Raw genomic sequence first — 14,507 nt, 5'->3', positions numbered from 1 at the left:
CCACGGCGCCACATCGGCCTTCGCGTGATTCCACGCTCTACGCAGCGCCGGCAGCGACCAGCCGATCATGGGGGTGAGCTGCCCGTCGGGGATGCCGTAAGTGCGTTCGGCGGCCCGCTGGTCCAGGACCGCCTTCACCCGGGCAAGCGCCCAGTTGTGTGCCACCCGCGCCGCCCCCGCATGCGCGAGCACCGCCCGCTCCTGTCGGGGCGTCAGGTCCAACGCGAACCGGTACGCCTGCACCACACCCAACCGCTCCCGGCCCGCCACGCCCAGCACGATAACCACCCGATACGACATTCACCTGCAACCACCATCGCCCCGTCCCCACCACATCGCGCCGCCCACCGGATCCCCCCTCACGATGCACCACCCACACCGCAAGCCACTCCTCCAAGGCCAACACATACCAACAACGACTCAACCGGAAACAGTTGACAGCCCCTTCGTTCGCGCTCGGTGTCGAGCCAAGCCTTGTAGGCAACCTCCGCCAACGGGATGTTGTCCTCGTACCACCGCGTCCAGTTGGCCGCCTTGTAGCCCGCTACCAGCAAGACGGCCTGCGACCAGAGACCGAATACGAAGAGCACGCGGATCGCCACGTCTCGTCCCGATCTCGATCGAAGCTCCTTGAGATTGCCGATGTTCCTTCCGCCAGTTCTACGTCGTCGACGAGCAGTTCGGTCCCGGCTTCGTGAAGATCTGCTCCTACTTCCCGTACCCGATCAAGGTGTGGGTCAACGGCCACGAGTGGGCCAAACGGCAGGCCCGAAGAGCCGGGATCGGGTTCGCCGAGTTGTCCAACGGGTTCGCCTCCTGCACCGACCCAGCCGCGCTGCAGGCGATCTGCGACCAGCTGGGGCCCGCCCAGATCCAGGCGTTCTGCCACCGCTGGCTCGACGCGCTGCCCACCCCGCTATCCGAGGTCGACGAGGTGGGCGGCTACTGGTGGGAGTTCTCCATGCGCCAGATCGAAACCTCCCGCACCATCGTGTTCCACGCCCCCCGCCACGCCCGCGCCTTCTTCGAGGCCCTGGTGGCCGACAACCTCGACGTCGGCCGCCCCGACACCGTCGAGATCATCTTCGACCGGCAGATCCGCACCGGCCCGAAACGCGCCACCCCCGGGGTGTTCAAGACCAAGGTCGTCACCCGCGGTGTCGACGTCACCGTCAACGCCTTCTACCGCCACTCCCGCATCAAGCAGTACCTCAAGGACGGCCGGGCGCTGCGCATCGAGACCGTCATCAACTCACCTACCGACCTGCGGGTCGGGCGCCGCCTGCACCACCTCGACGAACTGCAGGGCAAGGCCCGCGCGATCAACAACCGGCTCCTCGATACTGAGCGGGTCGGTCAGGGCTGTGTCCTCGCGAGCCCAGCCTTCGCGCGGGTCGCGCACCCCACCATCGAGGAGGGCAGGAGGGCCCCGGCCCTACGGTTCGGCGACCCTCGGGTCATGGCCCTGGCCGGCGCCCTGACCACCTGCGTGCACGCCGTCACCGGTCTGTCCAACCGGAGCCTTCGCGCCCTCATGACCGGACTACTCGGCGCGCCGTACTCGATCGGCCAGGCCAGCTACGACCTACGACGGCTACGACTCAAAGGCCTCATCGCCCGCCAGCCGCACTCCAACACCTACACCCTGACCCCCGACGGGCTCCGATTCGCGATCTTCTACACCAAAGTCCACAACCGTGTCCTCACCCCACTGCTGGCCGCCGACCAACCGGCCGCACCGCCGCCGCTGCGCCAAGCGCTACGCACCATCGACCAGCACCTCAACGACTACCTCGCCCAAGCGCGCCTACCCGCCGCCGCGTGAAACTTGGCTCAACCGTCGAAACCCCTGAAACCAAGCGAACGCTAGTGCCAGGCCGATCTCGGGCAGCACGTCCAAGGCCGCCCTGACACTCTCGTAGGGATCCGGGTCTTCTCGTCGAAGTTCCCGGAGCCATCGACGGACCTCCTTATTGACCCGAACGGACTAACGTCCACCGGCGGCAGCACCCATGGCCCCCAGATATAGCCCGAGCTAAACAAGCAGACGAGCGGAACCGGGGGTCAGCGGGCGTCGAGGAGGGGTTGCGCCGGGTTCCAGGGTGGGCCGCCGGCGGCGTCGCGGCGGCGGCGGGCGATCGCCGACAGGGCCTCCAGGACCACGCGGTTGCCGAGGTAGGCGGTGATGTCGGCGTGGTCGTAGGGCGGGGCCACCTCGACCACGTCGACGCCGACCACCGGCAGCTCGTAGCAGACGCGGCGGACCACGTCGAGGAGTTGGCGGGAGGTGAAGCCGCCGGGCTCGGGGGTGCCGGTGCCGGGGGCCATGCCGGGGTCGACCACGTCGACGTCGACGGAGAGGAAGACGCCCTCGCACTCGTCGGTGGCGACCGCGAAGGCCTCCGACAAGCACTCGTCCAGCCCCCGGGCGACCACCTCGGTCATCTCGTACGAGCGCATCCGCTGCTCGGCCATCCAGGACAGCGTCTCCGGGCCGGGCCAGTAGCCGCGCAGCCCGATCTGGAGGAAGCGGTCGCCGCGTACCGCGCCGGACTCGATGAGCCGGCGCATCGGCTGGCCGTGCCCGTGCAGCGAGCCGAACTCGATGTCCCCGGTGTCGGCGTGCGCGTCGAAATGGACCAGCGACACCCGGCCGAGCCCGTGCTGCCGGGCCACCCCGGTGGCGTCGGGCAGGGCGATGGAGTGGTCGCCGCCGAGCACGATCGGGATGGCACCGGCCCGGGCCACCGCATGAACGGCCTCTTCCAGGGCCGACAGGGACCGCTCGATGTCGCCGGAGAACATCTCGACGTCACCGGCGTCGTACACCCGGAGGTCCTTCAGGGCGTCGACGCGGAACGCCAGCGACGGGCGGGAGCCGTCGTGCGGCAGGTAGCAGGCCTGGCGGATGGCGGACGGGCCGAACCGGGTGCCGGGCCGGTGCGAGGTGCCCCCGTCGAAGGGTGCGCCGACGATGACGATGTCCGCGTCCACATAGGTGACAGGCTCGGAAAGAGTGCAGGGCGGCACGCCGAGGAAGGTGATGTCGGGGCCGAACATCGGGCCGTAGCGGGTCACCGCTCCTCCATCCCCCACGGCGAACCGTAGCCGGTCAGCAGGTCCAGGAAGGGCGCCGGCGGCAGCGCCTCCGGGCCGAGCACGCCGGCGCCGGACCAGGCGCCGGTGGCGAGCAGTTCCAGGGCGACGACCGGGTTGACGGCGGTCTGCCAGACCACCGCCTGGTGGCCGTACTCCTTCATCGACCACTCGTTGTCGACGACGTGGTAGAGGTAGACCTTCCGGGGCCGGCCGTCGACCCCGGTGCCGGTGACGTACGTCCCGGCGCAGGTCTTGCCGCGCATCCGGTCGCCGAGGGTGGCGGGGTCGGGCAGGCAGGCGGCGACGACGTCCCGCGGGGAGACCTGGGCGCCCCGCACCGACACCGGGCGGGTCGAGTCCAGGCCCAGCTTGTGCAGGGTCTTCAGCACCTCGATGAACTCGTCGCCGAGGCCGTACTTGAAGGTGACCCGCTTCGCCTTGACCCACCGCGGGACGAGCAGCACCTCCTCGTGTTCCACGTTGACGCACTCGACGGGGCCGATCCCCGCCGGGAAGTCGAAGACCTCCGGCTCGCTGAACGGCGGGGTGGTGTACCAGCCCCGGTCGGCCTCCCAGATGACCGGCGGGTTGAGGCACTCCTCGATGGTGGTCCAGATGGAGAACGACGGCGCGAAGTCGTACCCGTCGACGGTGAGGTTGGCGCCGTCGCGGACCCCGATCTCGTCGATCTCGCTGAACAGCTCGTCGGCGGCGTAGCGGGCGAAGACGTCCGACAGTCCCGGCTCGATGCCGATGCCGCAGAGCGCGAGCCGCCCGGCCTCGGACCAGGCCGAGGAGGCCGCGAACTGCTCGTCGCCGAGCTTCACCCCGGTCTCGGCGTGGGGGCGGGTCGGGTGCGGGTGGGACAGGGACATCGCCATGTCGAGGTAGTCGGCGCCGGCGGCGAACGCGCCGTCGAAGATCGGCATGACGAAGCGCGGGTCGACCGCGTTGAGCACGTGGGTGATCCGGTGCTCCCGGCAGAGCGCGGCGACCGCGTCCGCCGAGGCGGCGTCGACGTGGGCGGCGACGAAGCGGCCGTCGTGCTCGGCGATCGCCCGGGACGCACGGCCCAGGTCGTAGTCGGCGACCACCATGGTCTCGAAGAAGGAGCGGCGGGCGGCGATGGCGACGGCGGCGGAGCCGACGCCGCCGGCGCCGACGAGCAGGATGCGCATCAGGAATCGAACCCCAAACCAAGACGATCGAGCGTACGGAGCCAGAGGTTGCGCCGCCCCTCGCGCGCGTCGGCGCGGGCCAGCGACCAGCGGGTGAGATTGATGCCGGTGGCCCGGAACGGCTCCGGCGGGAACGGCAGTGGTTTGCTGCGCACCAGGTCGAGCCGGGTCAGCGGGGTCTCCTCGCCGCCGAGCAGGTCGAGCATCACCCGGGCGCCGAACCGGGTCGCCCCGACGCCGAGCCCGGTGAACCCGGCGGTGTACGCCAGCCGGCCCTGGTAGGCGGTGCCGAAGAACGGGCAGAACCGGGTGCAGGTGTCGATGACCCCGCCCCAGCGGTGGCTGAACCGCACGTCGGAGAGCTGCGGGAAGGTGGTGAAGAAGTGCTCGGCGAGGGCGGTGAAGGTGACCGTTCGCTGTTCCAGCTCGGGCGCGATCCGGTTGCCGTAGTGGTAGACCGCGTCGTACCCGCCGAAGAGGATCCGGCCGTCGGCGGTGATCCGGTAGTAGTGGAACTGGTTGCCGGTGTCGGCGAGCCCCTGCCGGTTGGTCCAGCCGATCGCCTTCCGCTGCCCGGGCGTGAGCGGCTCGGTCATCAGCGCGTAGTCGTACACCGGGACCAGCCAGGCCCGCAGCCGGCGCAGCAGCGGCGGGAACGCGTTGGTGGCGAGCGCGACCTGCCGGGCGCGGACGCTGCCCGGGGCGGCGTCGGCACCGCCGGCGGTCGCGAGCCGCAGCGCCCCGCCGTCGCGGCGCAGGCCGGTGACCCGGGTGTGCTCGTGGATCCGCACACCGAGGTCGAGGCAGGCCCGGCGCAGCCCCCAGGCCAGCTTCGCCGGGTCGAGCATGGCCACCCGGTCCCGGTCCCACATCCCACCGAGGTACGTCGGCGAGTCCACCTCGGCGCGTACCTCGTCGCGGTCGAGCAGGCGGACGTCGTGGCCGTACCGGCGGGCCAGCTCGGCGTCGGAGGCGAGCCCGGCGAGCTGGTACGGCTCGACGGCCACCGCCAGCTCACCGGTGCGTTCGAACTCGCAGTCGATGCCGTGCTCGGCGACCGCGGCAGCGATGCCGTCCAGGTTCTCCCGGCCGAGCCGTTCCAGCTCGTCGATCTCGCCGGGGAAGCGGTCGACGCCGTTGGCCAGCCCGTGGGTGAGCGAGGCGGCGCAGAATCCGCCGTTGCGCCCGGACGCCGCCCAGCCGCAGGTTCCGGCATCGACCAGGAGCACGTCGCGGCCCGGGTCGGCCCGCTTGGCGAGCAGGGCGGTCCAGAGCCCGGCGTACCCGCCGCCGACGATCAGCAGGTCGGCGGTGTGCGTACCGGTGAGCGGCGGCAGCGGGTCGGGGCGTTCCGGACGGTCGAGCCAGTACGGCACGGGCGCCGCGTCGGCCAACGCCCGGCCGGTATGCGGGAGGTTCATGACCGGCGCTTCGCCCGCCGGCCGCGCAGCGAGCTGACTCCGACCAGCAGCAGCGCGATCACGAACATCGCTGTGCCGATGACGTTCACCTGCGGCGGGATGCCGCGCTGCGCGGCACCCCAGACGTACATCGGGAAGGTGACGGTGGTGCCCGCGTTGAAGTTCGTGATGATGAAGTCGTCGAAGCTGAGCGAGAAGGCGAGCAGCGCGGCGGCCACGATGCCGGGGAGCACCAGCGGCAGGGTGATCCGCCGGAAGGTCTGCCACTCGCTGGCGTAGAGGTCCATGGCGGCCTCCTCCAGCCGGCTGTCCATGCCGGCCAGCCGCGCCTTCACGGTCACCACCACGAACGACACGCAGAACATCACGTGCGCGATGACGATCGTCCAGAAGCCCTGCGGCACCCCGGCGGCGACGAAGAGGGCGAGCAGCGAGGTGCCCATCACCAGCTCGGGGGTGGCCATCGGCAGGAAGATCAGCAGGTTGATCCCGGAGCGGCCCCGGAACCGGTGCCGGACCAGCGCGAACGCCATCAGCGTGCCGAGCACCGTGGAGACCAGGGTGGCGATGAAGCCGATCTGCACGCTGCGCACCACCGAGTCGCACATGTCGGAGGTGGCGCAGGGGTGGGTCCAGTTGTCCAGGGTGAACTCGTTGAAGTCGTACGACAGCCGGCTGGACGGGCGGTTGAACGACAGGCCGGCCACCACGACGATCGGCAGCGAGAGGTAGCCGAGGACCAGCAGGGCGACCCCCATCACCCAGCGGTCGGCCAACCAACGGGAGATTCTCACAGCACCTCCTCCGTGCCGGCCTTGCGCAGGTAGACGAAGACCACCGCGAGGATCGCCGCCATCAGCAGGAACGACAGCGCCGCGCCCTGCGGGTAGTCGAGCCGGACCAGGAACGCCGAGTCGATGACGTTGCCGATCATGTACTCGTTCGGGGTGCCGAGCAGTTCCGCGTTGATGTAGTCACCGGTGGCCGGGATGAAGAAGAGCAGCGTGCCGGCGATCAGGCCGGGCATCGACAGGGGCAGGGTCACCTTGCGGAACGCCCGCAGCGGGCTGGCGTAGAGGTCGCTCGCCGCCTCCAGCAACCGGTAGTCCAGCCGCTCCAGGCTCGCGTACAGCGGCAACACCAGGAACGGCAGGAAGTTGTACGTCAGGCCGAGCACCACCGCGATCGGGGTGGCCAGCAGCCGCCCGTCCGGGCCGAGCAGGTGCACGTCCCGGAGCAGCCCGACCAGCGCGCCGTTGTCGGACAGGATGGTCTTCCAGGCCAGGGTGCGGACCAGGAAGCTGGTGAACATCGGCGCGACCACGCAGACCAGCAGCAGGTTCTTCCAGCGGCCGGCCTTCTGCGCGATGGCGTACGCCAGCGGGTAGCCCATCAGCAGGGCCAGCACCAGCGCGATCGCCGAGTAGGCGAACGACCGGACGAACTGCGGCCAGTACGCCTGCAAGGCGTCCGGGTAGTTGCCGACCGCCCAGGTCAGCGCGTACCCGGTGGAGAGCGAGCCGCTGGGGTCGTAGAGGCTGGCCGCGGCGAGCTGGAGCAGCGGCAGGGCGAAGAAGATCAGCAGCCAGGCCGCGCCCGGCAGCAGCAGCAGGTACGGCAGCAGCCGGTACCGCCCGCGCCGGGCAGCCGGCGGCGCCGCCGGCTGCCCCGACGAGGTGGGTACGTGGGCGAGCGCGGTCATGACAGCACGCTCACCGGCGGCTCGTCGAGCAGCGGGGTGGTGCGGTCGTCCTCGCCCGGCTCCCGGCGGAGCAGGAAGGCGTGCCGCGGGTCCCAGTGCGCCACCACGGGGGCACCGACCGGGAGCTGCCCGCCGACGCCGCTGTTCGCGGAGAACGCCGACAGCTCGCTGCCCCAGGCGGTCTTCACCAGGTACTGGGTGCTGACGCCGACGTAGGAGGCGTCGGTCACCACGCCGCCGACGTGCTGGTGGCCGGCCGGCACCTCGGCGGCGGTCCCGACCAGGTGCAGCTTCTCGGGGCGTACCCCGAGGAAGACCGGTCCCCGGTCGAGGCGGGCCCGCGCGGCGGGCACCGAGAAGCGCCCGCCGTGCGCGGAGACCAGCACGTGGTCGCCGCTCGTCCCGCCCGCCTCGCCGGCGAGCAGGTTGGACTGGCCGAGGAAGTTCGCCACGAACGCGGTCGCCGGGAACTCGTAGATGTCGGCGGGGGCGCCGAGCTGCTCGATCTTTCCGGCGTTCATCACCGCGACGGTGTCGGCCATGGTCATGGCCTCCTCCTGGTCGTGGGTGACGTGCACGAAGGTGATGCCGACCTCGGTCTGGATCCGCTTCAGCTCGATCTGCATCTGCCGGCGCAGCTTGAGGTCGAGCGCGCCGAGCGGCTCGTCCAGCAGCAGCACCTGCGGGTGGTTGATGAGGGCGCGGGCCAGCGCGACCCGCTGCTGCTGCCCGCCGGAGAGCTGGGCGGGGCGGCGGCGGCCGTACCCCTCGAGCTGCACCAGCGCGAGCATCCGGTCGACCTGGTCGGCGACCTTGCGGATGCCCCGCCGGCGCAGCCCGAAGGCCACGTTCTCGTTGATGTCCAGGTGCGGGAAGAGGGCGTAGCTCTGGAACACGGTGTTCACCGGTCGCTTGTACGGCCGCAGCCGGGCGATGTCCCGGTCGCCGAGCAGCACCTGCCCGCTGGTCGGCTCCTCCAGCCCGGCGATCATCCGCAGCGTGGTGGTCTTGCCGCAGCCGGACGCGCCGAGCAGGGCGAAGAACGAGCCCTGCGGGATGGTCAGGCTGAGGTCGTCGACCGCGGTGAAGATGCCGAACCGCTTGGTCAGGTTGGCCAGCCGCAGGTCGCCGGCCGGTGCCTCGTGTCCCATCGTCCTCACGCCCCGATGACCTGCTGGAACTTGGCCTCGTACTCCTTCTCCTGCTTCTCGTCCAGGGCCATGAAGACCTTGGACTTCGACAGCATCGCCTCATCCGGGAAGATCAGCGGGTTGGCGGCCAGGTCCGGGTCGATCTTCTCCATCTCGGCCTGCGCGCCCTTGACCGGGCAGATGTAGTTCACGTACGCGGCCAGCTTCGCGGCCACCGCCGGGTCGTAGTAGTAGTTCATCAGCTCTTCGGCGTTGGCCCGGTGGGTGGCCTTGTTCGGCACGAGCATGTTGTCCGACCAGAGCATCACGCCGGAGTCGGGCACCACGAACTTGATCTTCTCGTCCTCGAAGCCGAGCTGGATCACGTCGCCGGACCAGCCGATGCAGGCGGCGATGTCGCCCTTGGCCAGGTCCGGGGCGTAGTCGTTGCCGGTGAACTTGCGGATCTGCTTGGACTCCACGGCCTTCTTGAGCTTGTTCAGCGCGTCGTCGAACTGCGCGGCGGTGAAGTTCGCCGGGTCGTGACCGTTGGACTGGAGCAGCAGGCCCATGGTGTCCCGCATCTCGGAGAGCGCGGTCACCTTGCCCTTGAGGTCGGGGCGGGTGAGCAGCTCGTCGACGGTGCGGATCTCCTTCGCCACCTTGGCGTTGTAGGCGAGACCGGCGAGGCCGGACTGCCACGGGATGGCGAGCTCGCTGTCGGGGTCGAAGGAGCGGTTGCGCAGCGAGGGCAGCAGGTTGGCCTCGACGTTGGGCATCTTGGCCTTGTCCAGCTTCTGGATCCAGCCGAGCCGGATCATCCGGGCTGCCATCCAGTCGGTGAGGACCATGATGTCCCGTCCGGTGGTCTGGCAGCCAGCGAGCTGGTTCTGCACCTTGCCGAAGAACTCGTTGTTGTCGTTGACGTCCTCGGTGTAGGTCACCTGGATGCCGGACTTGGCGATGAAGGCGTCGAGCGTGGGCCGCTTCGACTCGTCCTTCTCGTCGACGTCCATGTACTGCGGCCAGTTCGAGAAGGCCAGCTTCTTCTCCGTGGCGGAGAGGTCATCGCTCTTGCAACCGGCCTCGGTCTGCTGGGCACCCTTCGTGCCGCAGCCGGTCAACGCGCCGGCGGTGGCCAGCAGCGCCGCCGAGCCGAGGGTGCCGGTGAGCAGACCACGCCGGGTAAGGGGCCGGAGGGGACTACGCATGTGACGACTCCTAGGGGGGTCATCGTCGGCGGCGGGACGGGGGTGGCGCGCCGGCGGGAGGGTCAGTGGCGATGGACGACTGATCCTGACATGCAGTGACCTTCCTTACAAGGGATTTCGTTGCGGGAATAGCAATGGGCGACGAAATACGCCAGACTGCGGCGGGGCACTACGCTCAGCCCCAAGCAATCGGACATGGGAGCGGCGATGAACAACCGGCACCTGGAGACTGGCAACGGCTCGCGTCGCGTCACCGTACGCGACGGCGCCAGTCACGCTCTGCTGGACGATGTGGCGAAGCAGATCATCGAGCAGCTCCAGGAGGACGGCCGCCGCCCGTACGCGACCATCGGCAAGGCGGTCGGCCTGTCCGAGGCGGCGGTCCGCCAGCGGGTGCAGCGACTGCTCGACGCCGGCGTCATGCAGATCGTCGCGGTGACCGATCCGCTCCAGCTCGGCTTCCCCCGGCAGGCGATGATCGGGCTGCGCACCGACGGCGACCTGGAGGCCGTCGCCGACCGGCTCGCCGGGTTCGAGGAGATCGACTACGTGGTCATCACGGCCGGGTCGTTCGACCTGCTGGCCGAGGTGGTCTGCCGCAACGACGCCCACCTGCTGGAGATCCTGCAGAAGCTGCGCGCCGTCGAGGGCGTGCTGGCGACCGAGGCGTTCGTCTACCTCAAGCTGCGCAAGCAGACCTACAGCTGGGGCACGGCCTGATACGGATTCCGTTGCCCTCCTCAACGCTTCTCATTGAATCCGTTGCGTCAAGCCGTCGGCACTTGCGTTATCAGCACCCGTTGTGCGATAACCGTGGGCAGAGCGGCCGGTGTCACCCCTGACCGGCCCGAGACCCGATGGGGCTGACATGGCCAACGCCACCGACCACCTCTGGATGCACTTCACCCGGATGGCCAGCTACTCCAACGGCGAGGTGCCGACCATCGTGCGCGGCGAGGGCGCGTACGTCTGGGACTCCCGAGGCCGTCGCTACCTGGACGGACTCGCCGGTCTCTTCGTCGTCAACGCCGGCCACGGCCGCACCGAACTGGCCGAGGCGGCCGCCAAGCAGGCCGGCGAGCTGGCCTACTTCCCGCTCTGGTCGTACGCCCACCCGAAGGCCATCGAACTGGCCGAGAAGATCGCCTCGCTCGCCCCCGGCGACCTGAACCGGATCTTCTTCACCACCGGCGGCTCGGAGGCCGTCGAGGCGGCGTGGAAGCTGGCCCGGGCCTACTTCAAGCGCACCGGCCAGCCGAACAAGCACAAGGTGGTCAGCCGCTACATCGCGTACCACGGCACCTCGATGGGCGCGCTGTCGATCACCGGCCTGCCCGGCATCAAGAGCGACTTCGAGCCGCTGGTGCCCGGCGGCATCAAGGTGCCGAACACCAACTTCTACCGCGCCCCCGAGCACGGCGACTCCCCCGAGGCGTTCGGCCGCTGGGCCGCCGAGGAGATCGGCCGGGCCATCGAGCGGGAGGGGCCGGACACCGTCGCCGCGGTCTTCCTGGAGCCGGTGCAGAACTCCGGCGGCTGCTTCCCGCCCCCGCCCGGCTACTTCGAGCGGGTCCGCGAGATCTGCGACGCGTACGACGTGCTGCTCGTGAGTGACGAGGTGATCTGCTCCTGGGGCCGGCTGGGTGAGTACTTCGGCGCCACCCGGTACGGCTACCAGCCGGACATCATCACCACCGCCAAGGGCCTCACCTCCGGCTACGCCCCGCTCGGCGCGATGATCGCCAGCGAGCGGCTGATGGAGCCGTTCCTCACCGAGACCGGCATGTTCGCCCACGGCGTGACCTTCGGCGGCCACCCGGTCTCCTGCGCGGTGGCCCTGGCCAACCTGGAGGTCTTCGCCCGCGAGGACCTGGTCGGGCACGTCCGGGCCAACGAGGACGCCTTCCGGTCCACCCTCGAGAAGCTGAACGACCTGCCGATCGTCGGCGACGTCCGGGGCGACGGCTACTTCTACGGCATCGAACTGGTGAAGGACAAGGCGACCAGGGCGACCTTCGACGAGGCCGAGTCGGAGCGGCTGCTGCGCGGCTTCCTCTCCACCGCGCTGTTCCAGGCCGGCCTCTACTGCCGCGCCGACGACCGGGGCGACCCGGTGGTGCAGCTCGCCCCGCCGCTGATCGCCGAGCAGCAGCAGTTCGACGAGATCGAGCAGATCCTGCGGGCCGTGCTGACCGAGGCATGGGCCCGGCTCTGACCGGCGGACCAGGCTCGGGCGGGGCCGGCTCCCGGGACACCGGGGACCGGCCCCGCACCGTCGCGCACCCGGTCGAAGAGCGGGCCGACGGCCCCGGGGCCGTCGGTGGCACACCCCGCACCCGGGTCCGGCGGCTGCCGACCTCGCGGTCCACGACCGCGCCGTGCTGCACGCCGTGCTCGACGCCGGCCGGGTCGGGCACCTGGCCATCGTCGACGGCGACCAGCCGTACGCGCTGCCGGTGGCGTACGCCCGCGACGGTGACCGGGTGCTGGTGCACGGCTCCACCGGCAGCCGGCTCTTCCGGCACCTGGCCGCCGGGGCCCCGGCCTGCCTGACCGTCACCCTGCTCGACGGCCTGGTGCTGGCCCGCAGCGCCTTCGAGTCCTCGATGAACTACCGCTGCGCGATGGTGCTCGGCGCGCTGACCGCGCTGGACGGCGTGGAGAAGCTGGCCGCGCTGGAACGCCTCTCCGCGCAGCTGCTGCCCGGCCGGTGGGCGGTGATCCGGCCACCCTCGGCGAAGGAACTGGCCGCCACCCTGGTGCTCGCGTTGCCGCTGGACGAGTGCTCGGTGAAGGTCAGCGCGGGCCCGCCCGACGACCCCGAGGACGACCTCGACCGCCCGGTCTGGGCCGGCGTGGTGCCGGTCGTCGAGGCGTACGGCATTCCGCAGCCCGATCCGCGGCTGCGCCACGACCTGCCCCCACCGGAGTGGTGATGCGCTACCAGGAGCTGTCGTACTGGCTGTCCAGCGTGGACGAGCCGCTGACCCCGCGCCCCGCGCTGCCCGGCGACGCCGACGCGGACGTGGTGATCGTCGGAGCCGGCTACACCGGGCTGTGGACGGCGTACTACCTGGCGGCGGCCGACCCGACGCTGCGGATCACCGTGCTGGAGTCCGAGATCGCCGGGTACGGCGCCTCCGGCCGCAACGGCGGCTGGTGCTCCGCGCTCTTCCCCACCTCGCTGCCCGCGCTGGCCTGGCGGCACGGGCGGGACCGGGCTCTGGCCATGCAGCGGGCCATGCAGGAGACCGTCCGCGAGGTCGGCCGGGTGGTCGCCGCCGAGGGCATCGACTGCGACTGGCGGCCCGGCGGGACGGTGGTGCTGGCCCGCTCCGGCGCCCAACTCGGCCGCGCCCGGGCCGCGGTGGAGGAGGCCCGGGAGTACGGCCTCTCCGACGAGGACCTGGTGCTCCTCGACGCCGACCAGGCCGCCGCGCGCTGCGCCGCCGACGGGGTGCTCGGTGGGACGTACACCCCGCACTGCGCCGCCGTGCATCCGGCCCGGCTGGTCCGGGGGCTGGCCCGGGCGGTCGAAGGCCGCGGGGTGACCATCTACGAGCGGACGCCGGTGACGGCGATCCGGCCCGGGGCGGCGGTGACCCCCGCCGGGGTGGTCCGGGCGCCGGTGGTGGTCCGGGCCACCGAGGGCTTCACGCCCGCCCTGCCGGGGCAGCGCCGGACCGTCGCGCCGGTCTACTCGCTGATGGTCGCCACCGAGCCGCTGCCGGCTTCGACGTGGGCGGAAATCGGGCTGGCCGACCGGGAGACCTTCTCCGACTACCGGCACGTCATCATCTACGGCCAGCGCACCGCCGACGGTCGACTGGCCTTCGGCGGGCGGGGCGCCCCGTACCACTTCGGGTCCCGCACCGCCCCCGGCTACGACCGGGAGCCGCGGGTCTTCGCCGCCCTGCGTCGGGTGCTCGGCGAGCTCTTCCCGGTGCTCGGCGAGGTGCCGGTCAGCCACACCTGGGGCGGGCCGCTCGGCGTGGCCCGGGACTGGGCCGCCTCGGTGGGCCTGGACCGGGCGTCCGGGCTGGCCTGGGCCGGCGGGTACGTCGGCGACGGTGTCGGCACCAGCAACCTCGCGGGTCGTACCCTGGCTGACCTGATCCGGGGGCAGCGGACCGAGCTCACGGCCCTGCCGTGGGTCAACCACCGCTCCCCGAGGTGGGAACCCGAGCCCCTGCGCTGGCTGGCCGTCAACGCCGGCCTCCGGCTGATGTTCTCCGCCGACGAGGCCGAACAGCGCACCAACCGGCCCGCCCGCCGCGCCGCCGCCTTCTCCCGCCTCCTCGGCCACTGACCCACTCCCCCCAGCGCTTTCAGCGCTCCCCGCTGCCAGCCCGCCGATCATGAGGTTGGCGGGTGAATCGGAGATCAACTGACCCGCCAACCTCATGATCGACGACTCCACGACCGTCTGCTTCACCACGTCGCCGTCGAACATCTGGGCGGCACCGGCGGTGATGCTCATCAGCCCCGAGGTCACGGCGGCCAGCTTGTCGGCGTGGTCGCGGGGCAGGTGGGCGGAGATCGCCACCAGCAGCCCGTCGGAGGAGACCACCACCGCGTGCGCCACCCCGGGGACCCGTTCGGCGAACGCGTTCACCAGCCAGCTCAGGTCACGCGCCTCCTGGCTCAACGTAATCACTGTTGTTCCGTTCCTCTCATGATGCTTTGGTGAGCATGTGATTGGATGTCCCGCCTTGCGGTGGGACGGTCCCGGTCTTGCTCGCCGAAGCGATGCCGGGTTGACGCTT

General features: G+C 70.8%; 14 protein-coding genes and 1 pseudogene. 5 read left to right on the top strand and 10 right to left on the bottom strand.

Annotated elements, in window-relative coordinates:
• Both JNW87_RS22505 and JNW87_RS22500 read right to left on the bottom strand, forming a co-directional pair.
• Positions 1 to 270, bottom strand: a 270-nt coding sequence (locus JNW87_RS22505; protein ID WP_238454356.1) for a helix-turn-helix domain-containing protein, incomplete at its 3' end; no start/stop codon positions are given.
• Positions 271 to 359: 89 nt separating this feature from the next.
• Positions 360 to 644: a type II toxin-antitoxin system RelE/ParE family toxin gene (locus tag JNW87_RS22500; protein WP_375373533.1), complete on the bottom strand. Its 285-nt coding sequence runs from the start codon at positions 642 to 644 to the stop codon at positions 360 to 362.
• Between the two features lie 50 nt (positions 645 to 694).
• Between JNW87_RS22500 and JNW87_RS22495 the strand changes: the two genes are divergently transcribed.
• Positions 695 to 1,825, top strand: a complete 1,131-nt coding sequence (locus JNW87_RS22495; RefSeq protein WP_238454354.1) for a hypothetical protein — start codon at positions 695 to 697, stop codon at positions 1,823 to 1,825.
• Between the two features lie 239 nt (positions 1,826 to 2,064).
• Here JNW87_RS22495 and speB read toward each other — a convergent pair whose 3' ends face one another.
• Genes speB through JNW87_RS22460 form a run of 7 tightly spaced genes read right to left on the bottom strand, consistent with a single transcriptional unit; the run spans position 2,065 to position 9,741 of the window.
• Positions 2,065 to 3,078 (bottom strand): agmatinase, encoded by a 1,014-nt coding sequence (gene speB / locus JNW87_RS22490; protein ID WP_238454353.1) that lies wholly within the window; start codon positions 3,076 to 3,078, stop codon positions 2,065 to 2,067.
• Positions 3,075 to 4,277 carry a saccharopine dehydrogenase family protein gene (locus JNW87_RS22485; RefSeq protein ID WP_238454352.1) on the bottom strand — a complete coding sequence of 401 codons (1,203 nt, stop codon included), beginning with the start codon at positions 4,275 to 4,277 and terminating at the stop codon, positions 3,075 to 3,077. The genes speB and JNW87_RS22485 overlap by 4 nt, the downstream gene beginning before the upstream one ends.
• Complete coding sequence (locus tag JNW87_RS22480; protein ID WP_109800521.1) at positions 4,277 to 5,698, bottom strand: FAD-binding oxidoreductase; 1,422 nt, start codon at positions 5,696 to 5,698, stop codon at positions 4,277 to 4,279. Before JNW87_RS22480 ends, JNW87_RS22485 begins: the two co-directional genes overlap by 1 nt.
• On the bottom strand, positions 5,695 to 6,492 hold the full coding sequence (locus tag JNW87_RS22475; protein ID WP_236647346.1) for an ABC transporter permease: 798 nt from the start codon (positions 6,490 to 6,492) through the stop codon (positions 5,695 to 5,697). The genes JNW87_RS22480 and JNW87_RS22475 overlap by 4 nt, the downstream gene beginning before the upstream one ends.
• Positions 6,489 to 7,400: an ABC transporter permease gene (locus JNW87_RS22470; protein WP_238454351.1), complete on the bottom strand. Its 912-nt coding sequence runs from the start codon at positions 7,398 to 7,400 to the stop codon at positions 6,489 to 6,491. The genes JNW87_RS22475 and JNW87_RS22470 overlap by 4 nt, the downstream gene beginning before the upstream one ends.
• Entirely contained in the window at positions 7,397 to 8,551 is a 1,155-nt protein-coding gene (locus tag JNW87_RS22465; RefSeq protein ID WP_109800523.1) for an ABC transporter ATP-binding protein, read from the bottom strand. The genes JNW87_RS22470 and JNW87_RS22465 overlap by 4 nt, the downstream gene beginning before the upstream one ends.
• A gap of 5 nt (positions 8,552 to 8,556) precedes the next feature.
• Complete coding sequence (locus tag JNW87_RS22460) at positions 8,557 to 9,741, bottom strand: spermidine/putrescine ABC transporter substrate-binding protein (protein WP_109800524.1); 1,185 nt, start codon at positions 9,739 to 9,741, stop codon at positions 8,557 to 8,559.
• Between the two features lie 207 nt (positions 9,742 to 9,948).
• On the opposite strand from JNW87_RS22460, the gene JNW87_RS22455 reads away from it, so the two are divergent.
• The 4 genes from JNW87_RS22455 to JNW87_RS22440 all read left to right on the top strand — a co-directional run bounded on the left by JNW87_RS22455 (position 9,949) and on the right by JNW87_RS22440 (position 14,050).
• Complete coding sequence (locus JNW87_RS22455; RefSeq protein ID WP_109800525.1) at positions 9,949 to 10,461, top strand: Lrp/AsnC family transcriptional regulator; 513 nt, start codon at positions 9,949 to 9,951, stop codon at positions 10,459 to 10,461.
• A gap of 148 nt (positions 10,462 to 10,609) precedes the next feature.
• Positions 10,610 to 11,956, top strand: a complete 1,347-nt coding sequence (locus JNW87_RS22450) for an aspartate aminotransferase family protein (RefSeq protein ID WP_238454350.1) — start codon at positions 10,610 to 10,612, stop codon at positions 11,954 to 11,956.
• 163 nt (positions 11,957 to 12,119) lie between these two features.
• Positions 12,120 to 12,677 carry a pyridoxamine 5'-phosphate oxidase family protein gene (locus JNW87_RS22445; protein WP_238454349.1) on the top strand — a complete coding sequence of 186 codons (558 nt, stop codon included), beginning with the start codon at positions 12,120 to 12,122 and terminating at the stop codon, positions 12,675 to 12,677.
• Complete coding sequence (locus JNW87_RS22440) at positions 12,677 to 14,050, top strand: FAD-binding oxidoreductase (protein WP_238454348.1); 1,374 nt, start codon at positions 12,677 to 12,679, stop codon at positions 14,048 to 14,050. The genes JNW87_RS22445 and JNW87_RS22440 overlap by 1 nt, the downstream gene beginning before the upstream one ends.
• 105 nt (positions 14,051 to 14,155) lie before the next feature.
• Here the strand turns inward: JNW87_RS22440 and JNW87_RS22435 are convergent.
• Positions 14,156 to 14,398: pseudogene (locus JNW87_RS22435) on the bottom strand (roadblock/LC7 domain-containing protein); the annotation flags it as partial.
• Positions 14,399 to 14,507: the final 109 nt, after the last annotated feature.

This window comes from Micromonospora sp. ATA51, from assembly GCF_016802855.1.
Taxonomy (GTDB): Bacteria; Actinomycetota; Actinomycetes; order Mycobacteriales; family Micromonosporaceae; genus Micromonospora; species Micromonospora sicca.
Note: the sequence above shows the minus strand (reverse complement) of the source record. Positions and strands in the feature narration are given on the sequence as shown.